General features: G+C 60.0%; 21 protein-coding genes. 11 read left to right on the forward strand and 10 right to left on the reverse strand.

Annotation, left to right across the window (positions count from 1 at the left end; translation table 11 throughout):
• Nucleotides 1-23: 23 nt before the first annotated feature.
• The 3 genes from HWY05_RS29850 to HWY05_RS29860 all read right to left on the reverse strand — a co-directional run bounded on the left by HWY05_RS29850 (nucleotide 24) and on the right by HWY05_RS29860 (nucleotide 1,871).
• The gene (locus tag HWY05_RS29850; RefSeq protein ID WP_176060568.1) at nucleotides 24-563 is read right to left on the reverse strand and encodes a DUF3455 domain-containing protein; all 540 of its coding nucleotides are present in this window, start codon (nucleotides 561-563) and stop codon (nucleotides 24-26) included.
• Between the two features lie 231 nt (nucleotides 564-794).
• The gene (locus HWY05_RS29855) at nucleotides 795-1,298 is read right to left on the reverse strand and encodes an AidA/PixA family protein (RefSeq protein WP_176060569.1); all 504 of its coding nucleotides are present in this window, start codon (nucleotides 1,296-1,298) and stop codon (nucleotides 795-797) included.
• A gap of 69 nt (nucleotides 1,299-1,367) precedes the next feature.
• Nucleotides 1,368-1,871, reverse strand: coding sequence for an inclusion body family protein (locus HWY05_RS29860; RefSeq protein ID WP_035559998.1), 504 nt, complete (start codon nucleotides 1,869-1,871; stop codon nucleotides 1,368-1,370).
• Between the two features lie 630 nt (nucleotides 1,872-2,501).
• Between HWY05_RS29860 and HWY05_RS29865 the strand changes: the two genes are divergently transcribed.
• The 6 genes from HWY05_RS29865 (at nucleotide 2,502) to HWY05_RS29895 (ending at nucleotide 9,749) form a co-directional block, all read left to right on the forward strand.
• Complete coding sequence (locus HWY05_RS29865; protein WP_035559996.1) at nucleotides 2,502-3,581, forward strand: histidine kinase; 1,080 nt, start codon at nucleotides 2,502-2,504, stop codon at nucleotides 3,579-3,581.
• Nucleotides 3,582-3,587: 6 nt separating this feature from the next.
• Nucleotides 3,588-4,409: a LytTR family DNA-binding domain-containing protein gene (locus tag HWY05_RS29870; protein WP_176060570.1), complete on the forward strand. Its 822-nt coding sequence runs from the start codon at nucleotides 3,588-3,590 to the stop codon at nucleotides 4,407-4,409.
• 434 nt (nucleotides 4,410-4,843) lie between these two features.
• Complete coding sequence (locus HWY05_RS29880; protein WP_035559992.1) at nucleotides 4,844-5,194, forward strand: DUF4148 domain-containing protein; 351 nt, start codon at nucleotides 4,844-4,846, stop codon at nucleotides 5,192-5,194.
• A gap of 347 nt (nucleotides 5,195-5,541) precedes the next feature.
• Complete coding sequence (locus HWY05_RS29885; RefSeq protein WP_244146733.1) at nucleotides 5,542-6,984, forward strand: hypothetical protein; 1,443 nt, start codon at nucleotides 5,542-5,544, stop codon at nucleotides 6,982-6,984.
• Between the two features lie 240 nt (nucleotides 6,985-7,224).
• Entirely contained in the window at nucleotides 7,225-8,667 is a 1,443-nt protein-coding gene (locus tag HWY05_RS29890) for a metallophosphoesterase (RefSeq protein ID WP_176060572.1), read from the forward strand.
• A gap of 83 nt (nucleotides 8,668-8,750) precedes the next feature.
• Nucleotides 8,751-9,749 carry a flippase-like domain-containing protein gene (locus HWY05_RS29895; RefSeq protein WP_035559987.1) on the forward strand — a complete coding sequence of 333 codons (999 nt, stop codon included), beginning with the start codon at nucleotides 8,751-8,753 and terminating at the stop codon, nucleotides 9,747-9,749.
• 49 nt (nucleotides 9,750-9,798) lie between these two features.
• Here the strand turns inward: HWY05_RS29895 and HWY05_RS29900 are convergent, their stop codons facing one another.
• The 3 genes from HWY05_RS29900 to HWY05_RS29910 all read right to left on the reverse strand — a co-directional run bounded on the left by HWY05_RS29900 (nucleotide 9,799) and on the right by HWY05_RS29910 (nucleotide 13,344).
• On the reverse strand, nucleotides 9,799-10,560 hold the full coding sequence (locus HWY05_RS29900) for a glycosyltransferase (protein ID WP_051981047.1): 762 nt from the start codon (nucleotides 10,558-10,560) through the stop codon (nucleotides 9,799-9,801).
• A gap of 232 nt (nucleotides 10,561-10,792) precedes the next feature.
• The gene (gene sfnG, locus HWY05_RS29905; protein ID WP_176060573.1) at nucleotides 10,793-11,890 is read right to left on the reverse strand and encodes a dimethylsulfone monooxygenase SfnG; all 1,098 of its coding nucleotides are present in this window, start codon (nucleotides 11,888-11,890) and stop codon (nucleotides 10,793-10,795) included.
• A gap of 275 nt (nucleotides 11,891-12,165) precedes the next feature.
• Nucleotides 12,166-13,344, reverse strand: a complete 1,179-nt coding sequence (locus tag HWY05_RS29910; RefSeq protein ID WP_176060574.1) for an NAD(P)/FAD-dependent oxidoreductase — start codon at nucleotides 13,342-13,344, stop codon at nucleotides 12,166-12,168.
• 105 nt (nucleotides 13,345-13,449) lie between these two features.
• On the opposite strand from HWY05_RS29910, the gene HWY05_RS29915 reads away from it, so the two are divergent.
• Nucleotides 13,450-13,875 (forward strand): MarR family transcriptional regulator, encoded by a 426-nt coding sequence (locus tag HWY05_RS29915; protein ID WP_244146734.1) that lies wholly within the window; start codon nucleotides 13,450-13,452, stop codon nucleotides 13,873-13,875.
• An 81-nt stretch (nucleotides 13,876-13,956) separates the two neighbouring features.
• Here the strand turns inward: HWY05_RS29915 and HWY05_RS29920 are convergent, their stop codons facing one another.
• A complete protein-coding gene (locus HWY05_RS29920) occupies nucleotides 13,957-16,272 on the reverse strand; it encodes a hypothetical protein (RefSeq protein WP_176060576.1) in 2,316 nt (771 codons plus the stop codon).
• A gap of 579 nt (nucleotides 16,273-16,851) precedes the next feature.
• Between HWY05_RS29920 and HWY05_RS29925 the strand changes: the two genes are divergently transcribed.
• Nucleotides 16,852-17,142: a hypothetical protein gene (locus tag HWY05_RS29925; RefSeq protein WP_176060577.1), complete on the forward strand. Its 291-nt coding sequence runs from the start codon at nucleotides 16,852-16,854 to the stop codon at nucleotides 17,140-17,142.
• A 312-nt stretch (nucleotides 17,143-17,454) separates the two neighbouring features.
• Here the strand turns inward: HWY05_RS29925 and HWY05_RS29930 are convergent, their stop codons facing one another.
• From HWY05_RS29930 to HWY05_RS29940, 3 genes are all read right to left on the reverse strand, one after another.
• Nucleotides 17,455-18,306: a carbohydrate ABC transporter permease gene (locus HWY05_RS29930; protein ID WP_176060578.1), complete on the reverse strand. Its 852-nt coding sequence runs from the start codon at nucleotides 18,304-18,306 to the stop codon at nucleotides 17,455-17,457.
• Entirely contained in the window at nucleotides 18,303-19,193 is an 891-nt protein-coding gene (locus HWY05_RS29935; protein ID WP_176060579.1) for a sugar ABC transporter permease, read from the reverse strand. Before HWY05_RS29935 ends, HWY05_RS29930 begins: the two co-directional genes overlap by 4 nt.
• Nucleotides 19,194-19,377: 184 nt before the next feature.
• The gene (locus HWY05_RS29940) at nucleotides 19,378-20,610 is read right to left on the reverse strand and encodes a sugar ABC transporter substrate-binding protein (RefSeq protein ID WP_035559964.1); all 1,233 of its coding nucleotides are present in this window, start codon (nucleotides 20,608-20,610) and stop codon (nucleotides 19,378-19,380) included.
• A 334-nt stretch (nucleotides 20,611-20,944) separates the two neighbouring features.
• Between HWY05_RS29940 and HWY05_RS29945 the strand changes: the two genes are divergently transcribed.
• From HWY05_RS29945 to HWY05_RS29955, 3 genes are all read left to right on the forward strand, one after another.
• Nucleotides 20,945-21,718 (forward strand): SDR family oxidoreductase, encoded by a 774-nt coding sequence (locus HWY05_RS29945; protein ID WP_176060645.1) that lies wholly within the window; start codon nucleotides 20,945-20,947, stop codon nucleotides 21,716-21,718.
• A 69-nt stretch (nucleotides 21,719-21,787) separates the two neighbouring features.
• Nucleotides 21,788-22,870: a sn-glycerol-3-phosphate ABC transporter ATP-binding protein UgpC gene (gene ugpC, locus HWY05_RS29950; RefSeq protein ID WP_176060580.1), complete on the forward strand. Its 1,083-nt coding sequence runs from the start codon at nucleotides 21,788-21,790 to the stop codon at nucleotides 22,868-22,870.
• Nucleotides 22,871-23,065: 195 nt separating this feature from the next.
• Nucleotides 23,066-23,929 carry an SIS domain-containing protein gene (locus HWY05_RS29955; protein WP_035559958.1) on the forward strand — a complete coding sequence of 288 codons (864 nt, stop codon included), beginning with the start codon at nucleotides 23,066-23,068 and terminating at the stop codon, nucleotides 23,927-23,929.
• Nucleotides 23,930-24,119 lie beyond the last annotated feature (190 nt).

A 24,119-nucleotide genomic window follows, 5' to 3' on the forward strand; every position in this document is an offset into this window, starting at 1 on the left:
TCCTTGGGCGTTGAATGGAGCTGTTACCGGTAGAACACGTAGTCGGCAAGATAGGGCGAGCTTCCGATCTGATGCTCCGTCGAACACGATGCTTGTGGCGCCAAGCCGCCGACAGTGTGCAGACGTTGCACGTAGCGGACATCCGCAAGTGTGCCGCTGGTGCCCGTGCCATGCGTTTCAAGCAGCAGTTGGGGAATGCTTGCCGGCGTTTCGCTCGGTTGCTGTGCAAGCACATGACCCACGATTTTGCTGCCGTCTTCCGCTTCCCACGATGGGCCCGCGCCGTGACGAACCGCCGCATGACCACTCGTATCGAACAGCATGGCTTGCGGACTCTTGAACACCCATCCCAGACGATGCTGCGCGTCGAACTCGCACGAATAGTTCTGCACGCCGGCCGCGGCCAATGTCATGGCTCGCGTACCTTGCGGCGGCGTAATGGAAGTATTGGCATTGGAAGAACGGGAGGAAGAACTGACAGGAGCGGACGGTGGTGTCGCGCACGCGGCTAACACAGATAGCATGGCGATTGCCAGGGACGGCTTCAGGAAACGCTGGAACATGGGTCTCACCTTGATGACGGGATGACGTGCAACGCGGAAGGACGGCCTGGCGGAGAAGCGGCCAGGCGAATTCGATAGTCCAGATAGTACGCGATGACAGGATATCCGCGTTGAGCGCGTGCTGTGCCACGAGTCTGCGCGACTCGAGTTCTTCAAGGTCGAGGGGCCGACCGACGGCTGATGACCAGCGTGCCGGTGCGGCTGAATTCTCAATGCCGCGAATGTGCGGCGTTACGTCTCTATGTCGATACCGATCTCCCAGCGGAAATAACCGCGCACCTTCTCATCGTTGCCGACCACGATGAAATCCGCCGCACACGTCGTGCTACCTGTCGCCAGTACTTCGCTGCGCCAGTAATGCCCGCCAATCTGCTGGGTTTTCGGCTGCAGCAGGTCGTCCGGATTCGGTACGGACAGCGTTGCATGGTGTGCCACGGCCTCCAGCGGAGTAATAACGCCCTCATCCGCCAAAGCGAAACGGTAAAAGACAACGCTTTCTTCGGCTCTCAACGACATCGCGCTCTCGCGCAGATGCAACTCATCTCCCGCGCTGAGTCTGGCCGCTATCCGGCTGTCGTTACGACCGATCTGTTGCGCGTCGCCGGCGTTCATCACATAGACGTGCCGGCCGTCGATCGGTGTGGGCGCGTCGGCATCGAGGCTGGCGTCGGGATGCGCTGCGAGCAGCGTAGCGGCGTCGACGATGACGAGTACATCGTCATGCTGACCTGGCATGGGCACTCTCCGGCGTGACAAGAGAAGAAAGCGGGCGATCGCCGTGCAGCAATCGCCCGCCCGTCAGCATCAGTTGTGGATCGAGATAAACGGATCCCACGAGAAGCAGCCGTTGGACTGGCAATTACGGTCGATAATCTGGAAGTTGAAGTGGTAAGTCACGCGGCCCTCCTTCAGCATTTCCGACGACCAGTAATAATTCGCCACCTTCTGGCAAGTCGGCGTGGCCGGCGAGCTCGTGTTCGGCACCGGAATCGAGGCTTCCGCCATGCGCGGCGTCGGCGTCGAGATCAGCTCGTTGCCCACGTTGCCGATGAAGCGATAGAAAATCGCCTGCGTCTCGAAGCCCAGCGAGAGGCTCGTTTCGCGCCACCGGATCAGATCGCCCACCTGTGCCTTGATGTCGAGTTCGCCGCCTGCCTGGCCCGAGATCACGTTGTCCTGATTGGTGATCATATAGACATAGCGCGCATCGATCTGCGTCGGAGCGTTAGGGTTCTTACTGGGGTTCGGGTACTTCTGCAGAATCGTCGCTGTATCGAATGAGACGAGCACATCGGTCACGCGTGACATAGGAACTCCTAATTAATGTAGAGGGTCTTGCCGCAGCACGAACTTGCATCGCACGGCCGCCAGTGCATGAAAATCATGCGTACCGGGACGTTGTCGCGGCAGGGTCCGGGCGAACCGCAGTCGAAATATAGGTCGCACCTGCCGGGCTACGTAGCTGCCAAAATAGAGAGGTACGCGAGAAGCGGAAAAGGCCTATGGGAAATCTCTCGCATATTCAACATAACGGCATCGCCATGTTTGAAACCGATGTTCGCTGGTCCAGAGATTTATCTTTCAGGCGATCACACGATCAGGCGACGACGGCACCCGATAGGCCCGCGAGCGTTTCCATCTTTCGTTTTCGTTACGCGCTGATGCGGCTCAGCGGTTTGAGACCTGCACTTCGCGCCGCGTAGGTTCATTTCGCGACATGCAGGCGCCGTTCGTCGCAACGCGATGGCGTGAGACCGGTATGTTCGCGAAGATGGCGTCACAGCAGGTTTAATCCACAGATAGCGGGACGCCAACATGCCATCGACGAACTTTCCGTGTACCACGCGACGAACAAGATTCGTCGGTATGGCGGGAAATGTGATAAGCATCGACCTGTTATCTGAGTTATTGATCAACCCCCGGATTCGATACTGCGCAATGAACCTACTTCCGACCCCACCCCGATGGCTGCTGCGAACGCTTCGGGTGACGATTCCGACCACCGTCGGCAGCGCGTGGCTGTACAGCACGATCTACGAGGAGTCGTTCATGAAAGATCTGATGTACGCCTTTCTCGTCGTGTCGTTCACTCAGGCGCTGATTGTCGCGGGACGTCACGGGCTGTCCTACTGGCTGCGTAAGCGCTTTCCCGAGAACCTCGACGCGAAGCGGAACTGGCCGGGCTGGGGATTGATGGCGCCGTGGATCGTCGGTTCGCTGATCGTGGGGTACTTTGCGGGCGTCGCTCTCGGCGATCTGCTCACGGGCACGCATCGCGAGCCTCTGATCATCGCGGCGGACACGCGCATGGTTCTTCTCAGCATTGTCGTGGCACTGGTCCCGGCCATCGGCATTAACTACTTTCTTTATGCACGTGCTCGCATGGCTGCCATGGAAACCCGTACACAAGCGGCACTGCGCACAGCGGCGGAAAATCGCCTGAAGTTGCTGGAGTCGCAACTCGAGCCGCATATGTTGTTCAACACGCTGGCTAATCTGCGTGTGCTGATCGGCCACGACGCACCGCGTGCGCAAGGCATGCTCGATCATTTGATCGCTTATTTGCGGGCTACGCTCGAGGCGTCGCGTACCGGACTGCATCCGCTTTCAACCGAATTCGAGCGCATTGCCGACTACCTCGCGTTGATGCAGATCCGGATGGGCTCAAGGCTGCAAATACGGCTTGAACTGCCGGCGGAACTCGCCACGCTGCCATTGCCGCCATTGCTCCTGCAACCGTTGGTCGAAAATGCGATCAAGCACGGGTTGGAGCCGAAGGTGAAAGGTGGCCGGGTCGAAGTAACGGCCATGCTTGAAGGTGGGTTGCTGATACTCACCGTGCGCGACACCGGAGTTGGACTCGACGCGCTGCCGGAGCACGGCGCCCGCTTCGGTCTGCAACAGGTCCGCGAGCGCCTCGAAGCACTCTACGGCCACGCCGGCCACATCGAACTGATTCCCGCAACGGACAAGGAAGGGGGCGCTCTCGTGACCGTCACGCTTCCGTATCAACGGTAAACCATCATGAAGACGACAGCTTTAATTGCGGAAGACGAGGCGTTGCTGGCCGCCAACCTGCAAGCCGAATTGCTCAGGCTGTGGCCTGATCTGGAGATCGTCGCCAGTGTCGGCGACGGCGAAACGGCGACGGAGCAGGCGCTAAGTTTGCAGCCGGATATTCTGTTCCTCGATATCCGCATGCCGGGTATGACGGGTTTGGAGTGCGCCGAGGCGCTGACCGAAGACTGGCCCGACGACGGCAAGCGCTTTCCGCTGATCGTGTTCGTGACCGCCTACGACCAATATGCGCTGCAGGCATTCGAACGCTCGGCCTTTGATTATGTGCTGAAGCCGGTGCAGACCGAGCGCCTCGCCAAAACCTGCGCACGTCTGCAAGAGCGCCTGCAAGACCGCCAACCGCCACAAGCGGCGGTCGCTTCGCTGAATACCGTTGTCGATCAGATGCGCGAACTGCTGGCCGGCGGTCAACCGGGACCGTCGCGCAGAATGCCGGCCGCGGCGCCGCTGCGAGTGATTCAGGCGAGCGCCGGGAATACGATCACGATGGTCCCGATCGACGACATTCTCTTCTTCGAAGCTGCCGATAAATACATTCGTGTCGTGACCGCTGAACGCGAGCATCTGATCCGCGTGTCGTTGCGCGAACTGTTGCCGCAACTCGATCCGCAGCGATTCTGGCAGATCCACCGTGGCGCCGTGGTGCGCTGCGAGGCTATCGAGACCGCCCAGCGGGACGAGGCGGGGAAATTGACGCTAACCCTGCGCGGCAATCCGACCCGGCTGGTTGTTAGTCGCCTGTACACCCACCTGTTCAGGGGAATGTAAGGTTCGGGTCATTTCGTCGGCAAGAAAATAATTGGAATAAGCAGCGATTCGATGTGTTTGCCCTTGTATGGACGGCGGCAAACACAAGCGCCGCGAACGAAGGCACCAGGGCAGAGACGGTGCCTTCGCCTCGCAAGCAGTACGCAGCGGTAAGCGGGCGAGGAGGTATTTTCAAGCACGCAGATAGGACTCTTCAATCTCAAACTAGTTAGGCATACAGATGAAAGCAAAACTCTTTATCGTTCTCGCGCTGGTCTTCGCTGCTTCGGCTGGCGTCATGACGCCAGCTTCCGCGAAGGAAGTCGCCCACACAAAAACGCAGCAGTGTGTCGGCCCCGCAGGTTACTGCACGCCGTACTTCGGTAGCTAACGTATCAACTTCATTCGGGCAATCGTTGCCCTCTAATTCACCAAGTCATAAAGGAAACTGAATCATGAAAAACGTTCTCGTTTGTTTCGCTCTCGCCGCTGGCGCATTGGCTACCCCTGTTCTCAGCTTCGCACAATCGAATGCGCCGGTGACGCGCGCTGAAGTGCGCGCCGACCTGGTACGTGTCGAACAGGCTGGCTACAACCCGTCAACGAGCGACGACGCCACCTACCCCGCCGACATTCAGGCAGCCGAAGCGAAGGTTGCCGCGCAAGACCCGCAGCAAGCGACGCAATCGTCGTATGGCGGTGTGGCTCAGAACGGCAGCTCGTCGTCCGGCCGTCCGGTACATACGACGATGAACGCGGGTTGTGTCGGGCCGGTCAGCTACTGCAATCTGTACTTCGGTAGCTGAATAGTGCGCACACAGGATCCTGCGACGTAGCCCGGATAAGCAACCTGGGTAAGCAGGATCCCACAATGTGTCATTCGCTACGCCGTTACGTAGTTCCAAAGCTTTAATCCAAGTTATCTCGCATAACATTCGTCAGACATATAAAGATCCTGTATCGACTGCCGATATAGCGACTGACAAAGCGGATGTCGGCCGGACGTCCTCTATCCCATACCAGGAAATAAGGCCCGCTCGATATGACCACGTTGTCGCCGTTGAATGCACTGCCAGCACTTACAGTGACGCCGTTATCGAATGCGACCGCTAGCGTGGCCTCCGTGAGCGCGACGGCTTCGCAGGAATCGGTCATGACCTCCGCGTCGACCATCGTGACGATCCCGTCGATGATTGGCGTCGATGCACCTGTGGTCTATACGCCAGAGGGCAAACTCGCGAACGCTGCGTCAACGGTCACATGGGCTCAAAACAGCTCGGATGCCGTGACCTTGGCGATGGCGGGCAATGACATGTCGCAGTCCATTTCCGGTCAGTTCTATGGCTTGGGCAGTGCGCTGCTGGATCGCTTCAAGACGACGGGCAGCGACTTCTCGCAATCGGTCAATGTCGCGTCGACAGGCGGGATCGCTGGCCTGGATCAATCGACACAGGGTCCGCAAGGCGATATCAAACTGACGGTTAAGACCGCAAGCGGCGTCGAAGTGGATATCGCACTGGATAGCGGCGGCGGCACACTCGCGGTCAGCATGCACAGCAGCGGCAAGCTCAGCGATGCCGAGCGCAGCGCATTGGCCAAAATGGCCGATGGTTTTCAGCAGGCTATCAACGGCCTGAGCGCCGTACCGCCCACGATCGACCTTAGTGGTTTGATGGACACGGACCCGTCGGTGTTGTCATCGGTGAAGTTGCAGTTCAATGTCACCAACGACGGGCCAAACAATCTGGCGGTCGATTTCTCTACCAGCAGCACCGCCAGAACCCTGAGTATCTCGGGCGCGGCGGGCAAGATGAACGTCGACGTCGATACCAGCAATTCCGCGCTGTGGGGCTCGGACGCGCAGCGCAGCCAGGCCATTGCAAGCTATCTGAAGCAGATCGACAATGCCACCGCACGCGGTCACGGCAACGCGGCGTTGATGAGCATGTTCAAAGACGCGTTCTCGCAAATGAACAGCAGTGACGGAACACCGTCGCAACAACTCGCCGGCACGGCCTACGCGCCCTGGCTCGCGCAGTCGGACCACGCGATGCTGACAGGCCTCGCCGATTTCAGCGCTTCGGTTACCGAAACGCCGGTGTCGTCGAATCCGTTCCGTTTGGGCGAGGTCGATGCATTCGCGTATCAGCTATCGCAAAGCACCAGCAGCGAAGGCAATTTTCTGAAGGGCACGATCTCGCAAACTCAGCAATCGCATCTGAGCGCGAGCTATCACCAGGCGCTCGCGGGAACCGGTGCGCCGGTGCTCAACACGTCGAAGACCTCGCAGAACTATGACTACATGCAGATCAACGACGACGCCGACAGCACCACCCAGATCGCCACTGAAAAGGGCAAGTTGCTGAGCGCGTCATTGAATCAGTCGTCGAGTCAATCGACGCGTCAATCCGAATACGTGCGGGGCGTTCTGGTTTCCGATGTGACCACACCTTCCAGTTCATCGCAGTCGAAAGATCTGCTGGCGCTGTTGAAGCCGCTATTCGAAAACGGCCAGGCGGAACGAAATAGCGACGCGTGGCAGCAGGCTTTAGCCGGCATCCACAGCATGGTTCTGCTGGGCGCGACGACGTCGTAAATTACGCTTGAAAAATAACGGGCGTGTGTGACAAATTCAAGTCAGTACATGGCCGCCGCGACGAACGCGCATTCCTGCTAACGCGCCGCGCGCTCAACGCTGCCGGTGTTGAATGGTGTGCTCTCCCTTTTTGCCTTCGATCGGACACTTTTCCGACACGCGTGTGTCGTAAGGTTCTACGTTTGCAACGGATATCGTTGCCTGCCAGATTCCCGACCGATCAGTTTGAAAGAGGCGCACATGCCGGCAAAACGCGAGTCGAAGAAGAGCGAAACGAAAGACAGCGGCAAGAAAGCGAAGCGAAAGGAGGCGCGCGAAGGCAAGGCGGCGGCTGCCGTGCCTGTGCCTCAGCCGGGCAATGCCGATGCATCCTCCGTCGCGCTGCGCGATCGCGCGCTGACGCATCCCGTGTTCGCGCAGCCGCAACCGACCGCCGACCCGACTGTGTTCCGCGTTTCTCATCCATCGGACGACGCGGCGTACAAAGAGATTGATAAACTCAACGCCGAGCACAAGCTCTTTCCGCTGCCGTTTCCCGCGCCGCGCGGTGGCGTCGAACCGCAACTGTCGCTCGCCGAGGTGTTTGGCGGTAATACCGGCGCGGTCGATACCGTAACGGCGTCGGGACAGCTCGTCTTTCACGCACTCGGTGATTGCGGCAACACAACGGGACCCGCCACGCAGAATGAAGTCGCCGACAAGATGACGGCCGACTTCGCCGAGCCGAACGCTGCGGAGGTCCCGCAGTTCGCGCTGTTACTCGGCGATGTGGTCTACAGCTTCGGCGAGAGCAAGTACTACTACGATCAGTTTTATGAGCCCTATCGAAACTATCCCGCACCGATTCTGGCATGCGCGGGCAATCACGACGGCATGGTCTCGCCCGAGGCGCATGCAAAGAGTCTCGCGGCATTTCTGCGCAACTTCTGCGCGGAAGACTTCGTTGTGACGCCGGAGGCCGGTGGTCTGTCGCGTACCGCGCAGATTCAGCCCGGCGTGTTCTTTACGTTCGAGGCGCCGTTCGTGCGCGTGCTGGTGATCTACAGCAATACGCTCGAAGACCCGGGTGTGATTTCGGATCCGCACATTGGGCGCAGTCAGCTCGACTACCTCGACGCCGCGCTCAAACGCGTGAAAGCGGAAAAATTCACGGGTGCGTTGTTGATTGCCGATCATCATCCGCCCTATTGCGCGGGCGGCCACGGCTCGAGTACCGCGATGCTGCAACAGATCGATGAGGTCTGTGAAGCCAATGGCGTTTGGCCGCATGCGTTTCTTTCCGGGCATGCGCATAACTATCAGCGCCTCACACGGACCCGTCGCGCGGATGGCACGCAGATTCCCTATATTGTGTGCGGTAACGGGGGCCATGGCCTGATCAAACTGGCGCCGAGTGGCACTGCACCGATTCGCGCGCCGCAGATTTTGCAGGCGGCATCGGCGAAAAACGACGTGGTGGTGCTCGAGAATTACGACGACACCAACTACGGTTATCTGCGGCTCGTCGTTACCGCTTCACAACTGCGCATTGAATACCATTCGGCGTCGGATGGCCTTACCGCGAAAGCGCCGAACGACTACGTCGCGGTCGACCTCGGCGAGCGCAAGATCGCGCATTTCGTCGCGGTGGATATGGGCCGCCCGGGCGCCGCGAAAGCGGCCCGCGCGATGCTGAAGCGCTGAAGCATGGGTGCTCGTAGCCGGCCGCGCCGGATCGCTCGCGTAATAAACGCTATTCATCCAATGGCGTTGCCACGGACGCTCTCTTGACGAAGCCGCTCGCATTCGGTGTGACCGTACTTCTTGCCATAGTGGGCGTCGTGTTTGCGATTGGTGCGCCGTTCCTGCTGGGTGTTCATGCGACGTTGGCCGGACTTCAGTCGGCGTCGACCCGTTTGATCGTTATGCTGGCCGCGAGCGCATTCGTGAGTGCCGCCGCCAAGGCCGGCAAACAGCAGTTGATGCAAACGGCTCTGGGTCTTCGCATACGATTCCGGCGCACGCTCGCCATTACCTTTATTACCGACGCGGCGTTTCTCAGTTCTCCGTTCGGCGCAGCGGGATATGGCGTAAATCTCGGCCTGTTGCAACGCGCTGGCGCTTCGTGGACGCAGGCCACTACCGTAGTGAGTGGCGATCAGGCGCTCGACCTCGCGTTCTTCACCGTCGCGGTGCCCGTTTCGTTCGTGTCGTGCATTGGCCTGATTGCCGGGTTGATTACGCCGAAGTCCTTGCATATCGTGGCGGGCGCATCGATCGGGGCTATTGCGGTGGCCTGCGTAATCTGGACGTGCCGGCGAAAACTCGCGGAGAGTGCGGGCGGCGCGATCAGGCGTGTTGGTATGCCGAGCTGGCCGCCTGCGCGATGGACGGCTTTCGTCGCCAATGTGCGCGATGAATGGCGGCATCTGCTATCGGGGTCGCGCTGGCGGCTCGGTGCCTTGCTTCTTCTGACAACGACGCAATGGCTGCTGCGTTACGGCGCATTGTGGTTCATTCTGCTCGAACAGGGTTATTCGTTGCCGCCGGGTTTCGTCGTGGCCGTTCAGGCGCTGGTTTTGCACGCGGCGCTGTGGACCGGTATTCCGGCCGGTGGAGGTGGCGGCGACCTCGGTCTCGCCGCCGCATTCGGCGCGTGGGTGCCGCATGCCGCGGTTGGGGCGGCACTCATACTGTGGCGTTTCGCGACGCTGTTCTGTCCTCTCGTGCTGGGCGCCATCGGCATGCTTGCCCTGGCGCTGGCACGTGTTAATAGACGGAGTTGAACGTCACGCGGCGTTTCGGAGAAGCGGCATGCCGTAGAGAATCCGCAGACTACTGCGAACTATCCGGCGTTCCTTTCATGCGTGTCGCGAAAGAAGCTCGTCCGTGGCGGATTCGCAGTTGTAGCAATCGAACCGTCTGCGTGATCAATGCGAGCGGATAAACCGCTTTCAGCAGGTCGGCGATCATTCGCCATTCGGCGCGAACACCACGCCAGTAGCCGAGCTTTTCGGTCTTGCGGGCCTGGGTCACATGGGGCCAGTGCGTCACCGCGATTCGCAGACGCCGCTCTATGATCAGGCGGTTCATGAATACTTCGATGCCGAAGCGTGGGAGCGCCTGAATCTGTTCGAGGGCCGCATGCAGCAAGGCCTTTTTAACGACACGTTCCCCTGAAACGAAATCGAGCCCGATAGCGCGAAACAGCGTCAGGCTGTTTTGCCGCAGGCTGATGCTGACATCCGCACGCCCTTTGAGCACGGGCGCCGCCAGTGCGCTGATATGCTCGGCGGCGAGGCCTTTCAGATCGGCATCGAGCAGCATGAGCAGGTCGCCTTGCGCCGCGGCGATACCGTCCACCATTGCCGCGCTCTTGCCGCCATTCACGCCGCGCATGATCAGACGCACAGAGGGAAACTGTTTGACGATATCCGCCGTGCCGTCGTCGGAACCGTCGTCGACGACAATGACTTCGCCCAACGCAGGATGGACCGCGGCCACGGCGAGTACCTTTGCAATCCGTGGCGCTTCGTTATACGCGCAGATGACGCATGAAATGAACTGGGAATTGTAAGGGGACGGGCTGGCTGTCATAGTAGGGCAGAAGCCGCACCTCGATCGCAGTAACGACTGCGTAAGGCGCAATGGAAGGGTTCGCGCCTGAGGGTGGATGATCGCAGGCACGAGCGCTTGAGACGTCGCTCCATCATACGCGAGACCCGGCCGTCTGGTTCACCTGGTTCATGACGCACAGAGGAATACGCTACGCGGGCGTGAAGCCCGCGTGATGTTCTGAAACATAGTCGGCGGTGCGGCCACTACCGCATCAAGCTGCCTTGCGACGAAGCGCGGCTTCTTCGAGTTCGCGCACGAGCGGCAGTACTTTCTGCCCAAAGTACTCGACCTCCTCGATGAAATGCAGGAACCCAGCCAATATGAGGTCAACCCCCACCGCTTTCAGTTCGATAATGCGCTCTGCAATCTGACGCGGTGTGCCGATCAGATTGGTGCGAAAGCCGTCGTTGTACTGCACCAGGTCCTCAAAGGTCGACTTCGCCCAGTTTCCTTCGCCTTCAGGAGATGCACTGCCTGCCTGTCTGGCCGCGTCGCCGAAAGCGTGAACGGCTTCCACGTGCGCGTGGGCGATGATGTCGTCAAGCACAGCGCGCGCTTCTTCCTCGGTATCGCGTGCAATCACGAACGCGTTCACACCAATGCGCACCTTGTGGTCGTTCTTCACCGCCTTCGTCTGTATGTCGTCGATCTGCAGCTTGAGATTCTCAGGCGTATTGCCGTTCGTGAAGTACCAGTCGGAGACGCTCGCCGCGTTATCGCGGGCTGCGCGCGAACTGCCGCCCTGGAAGATCTCCGGATACGGTTTTTGTACTGGTTTCGGACTCAATGTGTAGTTGTTGAAGCGATAGAAGTCACCGCGGTAGGTGAAGTTATCCTGCGTCCAGATACCTTTGAGCGCCTCGATGAATTCGCGTGAGCGACGATAGCGCTCGTCATGTTCCAGCCACGGTTCGCCGATCGCAGTGAACTCACCTTTGAACCAACCGCTGACCACGTTGATGCCGATGCGCCCGTTCGAAATATGATCGATCGTGGCGATCTGCTTCGCGACCACTGCGGGACTCCACGGACCCGGCAGGATCGCGGCGAGTACTTTCAGTTTCGTCGTTGTATGCAGCAAGGCCTGGCTAAACGACACGGATTCGTGCTGGTTGTCGGCGCCGTAGCCCGCTGTAAAACGAATCTGACTCAGCGCGTAGTCGAAGCCGGCGCGCTCGGCGGTTTGCGCGAGCTTCTGGTTGTACTCAACACTCCAGTCGGTGCGCTGTTCGATCGTGCTGACCACCAGACCACCGCTGACGTTCGGCACCCAGTACGCAAATTTCAACTCTTCCTGACGCTCGCTCATGTCGACTCCCTGTTCGTTCGCAAACCGGAGCAGACTCCGGCGGATCATCGCCAAGGTTGGCGACGCACAGGTCGAATCTATGGCAGGGATGCGCCCTGGATCAATCAATTAAATCTGCTATCGATCGATGAAAACGCGTGATTCTCATGCTCGAAAGTACGAGGTCGATGTCGTAGCGGCGCTTTTGCGTCGGACAGCATCGGTCCGCATCATGCATTGCGCAGTCTGCGTATATGGAAAGCGAAAATCGATCTATTGGTGGGCGTGATTGTTGGTCAGTTCATCTGCGATGCCCGCTTGATCGCTTCATCGCGCGCTTCGCTCTCGTGCATTCGAAGATGCCTTAGCGCGTGCGCGAGACCGTCGTGGGACAACTGCACTGCAGCGGCCTCAGCCGAAAAAGTGGCGGGCTCAACGACACGCTCGAACATTTGCGTTTCGTACGCCGACACGGCCGCTTTCCAATCGACACCGTCGCTTAGAGCGCGGGCGAGCTGGGCCGCATCCAGCATCGCGGCGTTCACGCCTTCGCCGCCAAAGGGCGACATCACATGTGCTGCGTCGCCGATCAGCGTCAGACCGCACCGATTCGTCCAGCGGTGTCCAACCGGCAATGCGTAAATCGGCCGCGCTGCGAAGTGGTCGTTGCTCGCATGAATCAACGCGAGAATTTCGTCGGCGAATCCGTCGAACTGGTTGAGCAGGTCGTGTCGTATTGCTGCGGGCGATGAGAAGTCGAATGTTTCGGCCGCCCACTCCTGCGGGACGCGAAAGATCGCATAGACACGAATGTGCGCGTTGCCGTTGCGCTGCGCGATCAGCGCACGGGCATCGCCGAGTGCCTCCATCTTGCCGCGGCCTACCAGCTTCGCGACATCGGGATGACTGGCGTCGACATCGTCGATACCGAATTCGATGAACATCAATCCGCTGTACTGCGGCTTGTAGTGAGACAGCAGTGGCCTCACGCGCGACCACGTGCCGTCCGCACCCACGACCAGATCGGCGCAAACCTCGTGACCATCGGAAAAGCTTAACTGCCACGCGCCTTCGTCGGGTTGGCGCAGCTCGCGCAACTCGCTATTCCAACGCACGCAGCCGGGCGGCAGCGAATCGAGCAAGATACGACGCAGTTCGCTGCGATCGACTTCGGGACGATTGCCGCTCGTCGTATCGGCGCTTTCAAACAGCAGCTCGCCCGTTTTGTCGAATAGGCGCGACCCTTGATCGTCGTACCGCGCAATCCGCTGAAACTCCGCGTCGAGTCCGGCGCGCTGCAGTGCCAGTTGGCCGGACTCGTCGTGCAGATCGAGCGTTCCGCCTTGAGGGCGAACATCCGGGCCGGCCTCACGCTCGAACACGGTCGACGCAATGCCCTGGCAATGCAGAATGCGCGCTAACGTCAAGCCGCCGGGGCCACCGCCGACAATCGCGATACGAGGGAATGCATTCATGAACCGGCTCCGGATATATAATAGGTGCCTATGTAGTTTAAACATAGGCACCTATGTTTCGTCAAGAGGAATGCGATGCCGGTCAGAAAACAGCTTTCCAATCCCATGCCGCTGATCGGTTTGATCAACCGTGGCTTCACGCGCATCTTCGACGCGCAGTTGCGCCAGCTCGGTTTCGCCGTTGGACAGATTCCCGTGCTGAATGCGTTGAAAGGGGGCAAGGCGTTGCCTCAGTCTGAACTGGCAAGGCTCGCGAGAGTGGAGCAGCCCACCATGGCCCAGTTGCTGAGCCGTATGGAGCGCGACGAGATCGTCGATCGGGTTCCCGATCCTGCGGACAAACGCAGCCGGTTGATTTCACTAACGGCCGATGCGGAAAAACGCTTGCCGAAAGCGCGGGCGATTCTGTTTGCGGGAAGTGAAGACGCGTTGTCGGGACTCAGTGATGACGAAGTCACGCAACTGGTTGAACTGCTGGAGAGGGTGAACGCGAATATTGAACGAATGAGCGAGCAGGCGGGAGACGCCTGACTCGCTCTATCGATGCGCCGCCGCGGTGAGCGGCGGCGCGTCCGAGGTCTTCAATGACTGTCGACCTGGTTGTCGGTCAGCTTATTGACCGGTGTATCCGACCGGAACAGTCGAATTGGCCTTGGCGACCGTTGCGTTGCTCGACACGATGTACTGCGGCACTTCGGTGAGCGTCAGCGTGACCTGGCCGTTGGTGTAGGGCAGCGTGGTCATGTTGCCGTAGCCGTCGATGTCCGTCACATTGCCCGACGTGCCGGCGTTGTCCACCGTCAGCTTGTAGCTGGTCGAGTAGCTCTGGCTATATACGCCGGCGCTCGTCGGCCATTGTGCATTGCTGTGCGCCCATGCCGCGGTCACGACCTTGCCGTTGCCGAGTTGCTGGAAAGAGTACGCATACGTGCCTTGCGGCGTGCCGTTCACACGACCCAGCGTATTCGTACCGTCAAGCGCGCGCGTCATCGTCGCGAACACCATGGCTTCCGGCTTCGGCGACAGGTTCGTCGCACCGAATGCGCCTTGTGCGTCGTTCAGGTCGAAGAACGTACCGTAACCGACTTCACCCGGATAGTCCGGACCGTAGAACAGCGTCGTCAGTTGCGCGCCGCCGCCCAGCACGATGATGTGTGCCCGCACGCCCACTGCTGCTTGCGCAAACAACTGGTTCTGCGACGGGACAGTAGGACCGTAGTTAAGGCCCGGATCGTAGCTCACGCCGGCTTCGGTGAAGAAGAGCTTCATATTCGGCTTGCCCGCCTGCATCACTGCGCGCAGTTGCGTCATCTGATTGTCGAGCGCGTTGGCCTGATTCGCCGTGCTCGGGTCCGAATCCTGCAACTCAGGCGGATGCGCCGGATAGGTGCCCGCGTTCCAGTAGCCATGCGTGGCAACCGCGTCGATGTAATTCCACAGACCCAGTGCGCCGTACTTCTGCAGATAGCCGGTGGTACACGTGTCGCAGTTCGACGCGAACGGGTTCGCGGTGCCCATCACGACAGCGTTCGGATCGGTCGAGTGAATGCCTTGATACGCTGCTTTGTACATGGCGACGAAATTCGCGTCGCTATCGGCCCAGCCGAGGCTCGGTTCCCACGTCACCTGATAGTAGTTGCTCTGCTGGTTCGGATAGTTCGCGGCGCGGATCTGGCTCGTGTCGGTGCCGACCTTGGCCATGAAGCCCTGGAACTCGGTCATGTTCGACGGCGCGTAGTAGCTGTCGTTGAACTGGCCGGTCTTCGAATCCCATGCCGGGATGCCGTCGAGACGCACGATACGCATCTGATCCGGATTGGCCTTGTAGAACGGATCGAGGTCGCTCACGCTCGGCGTGTACGTATTCGGACCGTTGGGTTCCATGGCCGATTGCTCGCGATCGTCGATCGTCCACGTAATGCCCAGATCGTGCAATGCGGCGATGTTGCCGTTGAAACCCTGCATGCCGAAGCGATGCTGGTCCTGATGAGCGTAGCTAACCGTGCCCAGTGCCGAGCTCAGGTTCGGCAACACGCCGAACGTTGCGATGCCCGTGGGACGCGTACCACTGCTCGGCAACGTGCCGCCGTTCGAGCGCAGCGTCGCGGTGAGCGCGCCGTAGCCTGACCACGTCGAGGTACACGGAATCGTGCTGGTCTGCACGCCGGATTTAACCGCGAAGCTGCCTTGCGATTTGATCGCGCCGTTCGAGTCCGCGACGGACCAGACGACCGTGTCCGCGCTCGGGACGTTCGTCGTGATCGCGAGCTTGAATGCTGCGTTGTTCTGGAAAATGCGCATGCCGTCGGTGGTCGGCGTGTCGGCGCTGATCACGCCGTTGGCGGTGCCGCCTGCCGCTTGCGTCGGCGTGCTGCACGAAAGCGTGGAGCTGCCCGGTGCCGGCGACGGAGTGGGCGTCGGTGTCGGCGTTGGGGTAGGCGTCGGAGCCGGGGCCGGAGCGGGCGCGGGCGCGGGGGCTGGAGCCGGTGCGGGCGCAGGAGTCGGCGTCGGCGTCGGCGTCGGCGTCGGAGCTGGCGTGGGAGTCGGTGTGGGCGTGGGAGCCGGAGCCGGGGTAGGTGCCGGCGTTGGTGTCGGCGTCGGCGTAGCGGCGACTGCCTTCACCCAGCACGACTTGCCGTAACCATAGGCGGGATCGGTCTGCGAAACCGCGCCGACATAGCAGCCGACGCCATTACTAAAGGTCTTCGGCGCCGTCAGCATGACCGACGGCGAATTAGGCGGTACCGCGCCGAACACCACAGAGCCCGTGCCGAGGAACGAGCAGTTGCCGTTCTCTTGTCCGCACAGCTTGTACTGCTGGCCCGACACAGTGATGGTGCCGCTTTGAGCGGCCTGCGCGCTTTCCGCGCCAAACGATGCCAACACCGTTGCCGAGGCAACGCCTAGAAGTTTCCAATATCTCATCATTGTCCGTGTATCGCTAAAAGCAGGTTTTCCCCGAGGAATCAGCAAGATCGATCAAAGTCGTCCGCGTTGGCGTTATGACTACAGAGAGAGGTCAACCAGAGAACGCGCCGAAACCGCGTTCATTGCTGATGACGCCAGCGCTCGAGCGCGCCGTTGTTATGAGAACGAGAGCCCTTAGACAGCCGTTCGTGCGACGACCTGTCAGGCGATTGAATGCTGAACAATCAATCAAATGTCGGCCGGCGTTTATATTACGGAATACTTACTATTAACTACGAAAGACTCACTTGATAGAGCGCTCTCGCTGGTCACACTTTTGAATAGGCAACGCCACGCATCGAGCGCGGCATGTAGCAGCGCTTCAGCGTACCCATTCGTTGCGTGAAAGCTCAGTCGACTTCCCAGCCGGCGTCCTCCGACTCGCGAACGCGCGACCGGATAAACGACACAATCACTGATGACATGCCGATGACGTGACTCGTAAAACTTTGGCAAGGCTCGCGTTGATACAGCAGCGCGCCGTGAATGTGAAAACAAATTTCTGGTAGGCACGCGCAACGAAGGAAATCAGGAGAGCTGATGTTCCAGCTAAGTCCCATTCCTTCGCAACTGACGGCCTGGCGCCGATACGAACGCAGCGGTGCGACGGTAATTGAGGCGCGCCCAAAGATCAGACGTGACGCTCAACCTCGCGCAACCTGCACCAATGCAATTATTGCCGACACTGGTGTGCTTTCTCGTGCATCTGGTATTACTTACAGATGCTTTCGGCAGAGGAATTATAAACGTTTCACCAGTGCAACGTGGCGGGAATTCGAGACGATAAGTGATAATGCCGAGAATCCGCCGTATGAGGCGGCTTATGACTAACCAGATGCCCCGCAGAGGAAAATCTCTTCCTCACGATCGGCGGGAAAACGTAAATCTTTGATTTGTCAGCAGATTGGGGGTGTTTGACATTCCGTCGAGAAGTGCGCTATTTAATATTATTAATATAAATAGTAGCGTGCTATTTGAATTTATAAAAATAGAATGGGGTGCGAACAGATAATTCGTGTTGCGGTACTTTTTTATTCTATATTTTATTGAATTCGCACCCTAATTTAATTCGAAATTCAGGGTGCGACGGCGTTCAAGTGTAGTCGAGCGGGCGCGTTCGCAATGGCCAGCGCGCCCGCCAATTTACTTCACGGCTCCGAGCGCCAAACCCTTCACCAGGAATCGCTGCAACCACGCAAACACGATCGAAACCGGTAGCGTCGCGCATAAGGTCGCGGCCATCACGAGATGCCATTCGACGACGTACTTGCCCGCCACCATATCGGTCACCTGCACGGTGAGCGTCTTGTTCTCTGGCGAGCGGATCAGCGTATACACCACGGCAAACTCATTCCACGCGTTGATGAACGTGAAGATGGCGGTTACGACGATCGCGGGCACGGCGAGCGGCAGGAAGACCTTGAAGACGGCCTTGGTGCGTCCGCATCCTTCGAGCCACGCCGACTCTTCCAGGTCTCGCGGCACCGTCTGAAAGTACGAGGACAACATCCATACGGCGAAAGCAATATTGAACGCCGCATAAGAGACGATCACGCCGATCTTCGAGTCGACCAGATTGCCGTCGCCATAAGGGATCATCGCGGCGAGGCGGAACAAACCCACCACGAGCAGGATGGGCGACAACATCTGCGTGACGAGCAGGAACTGTCGATACAAACCGCGTCCGCGAAACGGAAATCTGGCTAGCGCATACGCGGCGGGCAAGCTCACGGCCAAAGCGAGCGCGGTCGAGAGCAAGCTGATCACCGTGCTATTGCGTAACGCCACGCCGAAATTCGCCGCTTGCCACATGTCGACGAAATTGCTCCATTGCCAATGAACGGGCAACCAGCGCGCCGGATAAACAAAAATCTCCGTGGCCGGTTTCAATGCCGTGAACAGCATCACGGCAAACGGAAACAACACCACCACAACCAGAGGCGACAGCGCGAGCCAGCACCACAGCGAGCGCTTCATCTTGAGGCTGAGACTCATGACGGATCTCCTTCTTTCGCGGGCTGCAGGCGCAGATAGGCGATCGAGAAAACGAACAGCATGACGAGCATGATCAGCGACACCGCCGCGGCTTCACCGGGACGTCCCAACCGGAAGCCCAACTCATACAGATAAGTGACGAGAATATGCGTGCCGTTGTCGGGCCCGCCTTGCGTCATGACCCAGATGATCGGAAACGAGTTGAACACGTAGATCACATTCAGCAGGATCGTCATGTTGATGAACGGCCGCAGCAACGGCATGGTCAGCTTGCGAAACTGCTGCCACGCGCTCGCTCCGTCCATGCGTGCCGCCTCGTAGATATCGCCAGGCACGGAGGACAACCCGCCCAGCAAAATCGTCACCGTAAAGGGTATCGACACCAGAATGCCGACGGCGATCTCCACCGGAAACGCGAGATCCGGCGTCGCGAGCCAATGGATCGGGCCGCTGATCAACCCCAGCCTTTGCAGTGTGACGTTGATCATGCCGTAATCGTCGTTGAAGGCCCAGCGCCAGACCACGGCGGTCATGGTCAGCGAGACGGACCACGGCAGCATCACGATGGTGCGCGCTATGCCGCGGCCGTAGAAGTCCTGGTTCAGGATCAGCGCGACCGGCACTGAAATGAGTACGGTGCCACCCACCACGCACACGGTCCACACAACGGTTCGTCGCGCGGCCGCGAGAAACGCGGGGTCGTCGAAAATCGTATAAAAGTTCTGTAGGCCGGTGAAATCGCGAATCGCACCGAAACGCGAGACCTCGTGCAGCGATTGCCACACGATGTTGAAAATTGGATAGCTGATGATAAAGAGCGCGAGTACCAGACTCGGCGCAATCAGCAACCAGGGCGCCTGCAGGCGCGAAGAAGCGGAACGGCTCATGCGTGCTCGATCGTAAGACGCGCTTGCGTTCATTCGCGCGCGCGCCGGGATGGGCCGGATAGTGCATTACGACCGAAACGCGCACCGCCTTCACGATGGCGGCGCGCGTTCCGTGTTCAGCAAATCACCTCGAGATCACTCAGCGATCAAAACCGAGCGATCGGAACGAGCGATCAAAGCACGATCAATGACCGAGCGACTTGTTCGCCTGCGTGGCTGCCGCATTCAGCGCGTCAGCCGGTTTCGCCTTGCCGAGGTAGATCGACTGCATTGCATCGGTCACGGCTTTCGCGGTGTCTTCCCAGCCGGTCACGGTCGGTGCGAAGCGCGCCGTCGGCAGCAACGCGACGAACGCTTTCGTATCCGGATCGTTGAACGCCGGATCGGTCGCTTCAGCCTTGGTGGTCGGCAGGAAACCTTCGGTCGTCGAGAACTCGACGCGCGGTTCCTTCGTGAACAGATAGTCGAGGAACTTCCAGGCCGACTTCTTCACCTTCGAGTTCTTGAACATCACGATCGAATCGGTGACGGCGTACGTGGCGTGCGTCGTGCCCATCGGAATCGGATCGATGCCGTACTTCAGGTTCGGCGCGTCTTTCTTGATCTGCTTCGACAGGAACGGCGCGGAGATCACCATCGCGACGCGGCCCTGTTTGAACAGGTTCTGCACATCTTCGCGGCTATAGCCGGTCACGCCGGGTTGCGTGAGACCCTGATCGATCATCGACTTGTACAGCGTGGCCGCCTTGATACCGGCCGGCGAATTGAACGCCGCCTTGCCGTCCTTGCCGACGACGTCGCCGCCATTGGTCCACAGCGCGTAGTAATAGTAGACGTCCGTTTCGATTTCCTTGCCTTGCAGGCCAAAGCCGGCAATGCCCTGCGCCTTCAGTTTCTTCGACGCGTCGATCACGTCGTTCCACGTTTTAGGACCGTCGGGATAGCCGACTTTCGCCAGCAGATCCTTGTTGTAGTACAAAGCGCGCGCGGAAGCCGCGATCGGCAGACCGTACACCTTGCCGTTGATTTCGCCCGGTGCGAGGAACGGACCGATGAAGCGGCTCTTGAAGCTCGCGTCCATGTAACCGTCGAGCGGTTCGGCCACGTCGTCCTTCACGAAGTCGAGCAGCCAGCGCGTGCCGACAATCGCGAGGTCGGCATTGGCGCCGCCGGAAATGTCCGTCTGGAGTTTTTGTTGCAGCGTGTCCCAGTTCACGTCTTCGATCTTGATGGTGGTGCCGGGATTGGCCTTCTCGAAGTTGCGGGCCATTTTTTCGAAGTACGGCGCGGTCGCGTCGCTGTAGTGCGCGACCGTGACGCGGACCGTGTCGGCGTGAGCCGCGACGGCGATACCTGCAAACGCGAGCGCCACGGCAACTTTGCCTAGCGCGAGGGAAGCACGGGCATGCAACGACATTCTCTCTCTCCTGTTGTCGATCGGAATTGGCGCTTGAGCGCCGGCTCCGGTCCCATCCGATGATGGTGGGGTGGTCTGCTGCCGTCGCCGGCCGCTTTGGGTTAAATTGTTTGAAAAAATCCTACATGACGAAAAATAGCTTGTCACGTAGGGTCTGCCATATTCTTTTGCAGCCGGTTTTGTGCATAAGATGCTGTAAAGCAGGGGTATTCTGCGTAACGCGAAGTCACGGATACCCAATCTTCGGGATGACTAGACAACTGGCCGACATCGAGTTTGTAGGAAATTTACATGCTAATGCGGTGCGAATGACCAGTTGATGAGCGAGGCGGACATGAATCGTGTGGTGTTGGTAACGGGCGCTTGCGGCGGTATCGGCAGCGTGTTGTGCAGGCGTTTCGTGGAGCAGGGCGACACCGTGCTGGCGCTTGATATCGACGCAGCCGCGCTTCGGGCATTGACCGCGCAACTCGGCGACGCGCACGTCACGCCGATCGCGGTCGATCTCGGCGACGCCGCCGCGGTGCAGCAAGCGGTGGCGGCCGCAGTCAAGGTGCGCGGTCCGGTGGATGTGCTGGTTGCGAACGCCGGCGCTGCGCAAGGCCTGACGCTTGCCAGCACCGACGCCGCGAGTTGGCAACGCGACATTCATCTGAATCTGAACGGCACGTATCACACGGTGGAAGCGGTGCGGGCGTCGATGATCGAACGCCGGTGCGGCGCGTTGGTGCTGATCGGTTCGGTGAACGGCATGGCCGCGCTCGGGCACCCCGCGTATAGCGCGGCAAAGGCCGGCTTGATCAGCTACACGAAAGCGCTGGCCATGGAACTCGGCCGCTATGGCATTCGCGCCAACATCGTGTGTCCGGGCACGGTGAAGACCCAGGCATGGCAGGCGCGCGTCGACAAGAACCCGCAAGTGTTCGAGGATCTGAAGAAGTGGTACCCGTTGCGCGACTTCGCGACGCCCGACGACATTGCCGACGCCGTGCAGTTTCTCGCGTCGCCGATGGCGCGCGTGATTACCGGCGTCGCGTTGCCGGTGGACGGCGGTCTGATGGCGGGCAATCGTTTGATGGCGGAAGAACTGACGCTAGAACAGATCTGAACACAGCGACACCCGAACAAAAACCCGCAACTCCCGGTCGAGTCAACGAAGCAAGACGATGAGGACAGCATGGCAGCAGTGCAACTAAGCGGCATCTTCAAACGCTATGGCGACACGCAAGTCGTGCACGGCATCGATCTCGACATCGACGACGGCGAGTTCGTCGTGCTGGTCGGTCCGTCGGGCTGCGGCAAGAGCACGTTGATGCGGATGGTGGCCGGCCTCGAAGAGATCAGCGGCGGCGATCTGATGATTGGCGGCACGCGGGCGAACACGCTCGCGCCGCAGCAGCGCAATATTTCGATGGTGTTCCAGAGCTACGCGCTCTATCCGCACTTGTCGGTCTACGAAAACATCGCCTTCGGACCGCGCATTCGCAAGGAATCGTCGGCGAGTTTCAAACCGAGAATCGAAGCCGCCGCGAAGATGCTGAATCTCAGCGGTTATCTGGACCGCTTGCCGCGCGCGCTCTCGGGTGGCCAGCGGCAACGCGTGGCGATGGGCCGCGCGGTGGTGCGCGAGCCGTCGCTGTTTCTGTTCGACGAGCCGCTGTCCAATCTCGACGCCAAGCTGCGCGTGCAGATGCGCACTGAAATCAAGGCGCTGCATCAGCGCCTGAAGAATACGGTGATCTACGTCACGCACGATCAGATCGAGGCGATGACCATGGCCGATCGCATCGTCGTGATGAACGCGGGGCGGATCGAGCAGATGGGCCGTCCGCTGGAGTTGTACGACCGTCCGGCGAATCTGTTCGTCGCGAGCTTCCTCGGCTCGCCGTCGATGAATTTTGCCGAAGGCGTGGTGGCGAGCGGCGCGCAAGGCCAGGGCCTCACGTTGAAGCTGACCGGCGGCGGCCAGATCGTGCTGGAAGGCGCGTCGGCTTCGGCGGCAGTCGGTGCGAAAGTCACGCTCGGCGTGCGCCCCGAACACATCGAGACCATGGCGCAGACGCCGGACGCCACGATGGAAGTCGAAGTGGTCGAGCCGACTGGCGCGGAGACCCACTTGTACGGGAAAATAGGCGGCAGCACGTGGTGCGTGACGACGCGCCAGCGCTCGAAAATCGAGCCTGGCCAACGTATCGCGCTGCGTTTGCCGGCGGAACATATTCATCTGTTCGATACGGAGAGTGGACGCAGGCTGGTCTGAGCCGCGTGTTGCCGTCCGGTTCCGATTCCGGTTCCGGCCGCAACGGCAACCGCGACGCGGATTCATTTAACCCGTACGAAAACGCCGGGACGTCCCACGTTTTCCGCTCCGCAGGACGTCCACCGCCCCGAAGGAAGTCCCCTTCGGCGGCCGGCGCGAAGCGACAGGTCTGAGGGCGCTTTTAAGGAACACCGGGTGTCCGCACCGAACTTGATTCCCCACATTCGCAGCGCGTTGGCGAATTTGCGGCCTGCCGAGCGCAAGGTCGCCGATATGGTGCTGAGCGACGTCGACTTCGCCATGCGCGCGAGCATCACCGAACTCGCGCAGCGCGCCGACGTGTCCGAGCCCTCCGTCACGCGGTTTTGCCGCGCGATCGGGGCGCATGGTCTGCGCGACTTCAAGATGCAACTGGCGCAGAGCGTGGCGGGCGGCATGCCGTACGCGTCGACCGCGGTGGCGCGCGACGACGACGTGCAGACCTTGATGGACAAGGTGGGCGAAGCGGCCATCGACGGCATCACGCATGCCCGCGGCGCGCTGGACCCCGCGGTCGTGGAGAGCGCGATCGCGGCGCTGTCGAGCGCGGGGCGGGTGTTCTTCTTCGGCGTCGGCTCGGGGTCGGGCCTCGTGGCGCAAGACGCGGCGTTGCGCTTTCTGCGGCTCGACATTGCGTCGACTGCTTTTACGGACGGTCATTTGCAGCGTCTTTACGCGGGGCTGATGGAGCCGGGCGATGTGGCATTCGCCATTTCGCATTCGGGCCGCAGCGTCGAAGTGAATGAGAGCATACAGATCGCGAAGGAGCGCGGCGCGACCACCATTGCGCTGACCAACGTCGGTTCGCGGCTGGCGTGGCTAGTCGATATTCCGCTGCTGCTGCGCGTGCCGAGCCCGATCGATCCGAATACGCCGGGCGTGTCGCGGCTCGTGCATCTGTGCATCATGGACGCGCTCGCGATCGGCGTCGCGCTTAAAGCCGGTCCGAAGACGCTTGAGAAGATGCGCCACGCGAAGGCGCGGTTGGCGTCGCATGAACCGGAGGCGACCGGGGATTGATCGTCACGTAGCTGTATTGGAACCTGGCGACGGTCGCCCCGCTTGTTGCGTTTCGCATTAATCCCATTCTCCTGGCTATCGGCGATACCACGCTGAAACGCCCCTATTCACACTCCCGCCTCACCATCGTTTTACAACGGACAGCGCTCGCCCTAAAATCCGCGGCAATAGCTCGATTCGCGAGCGCGCG

The sequence above is a fragment of the Paraburkholderia sp. BCC1876 genome (genome assembly GCF_902833695.1).
GTDB lineage: Bacteria > Pseudomonadota > Gammaproteobacteria > Burkholderiales > Burkholderiaceae > Paraburkholderia.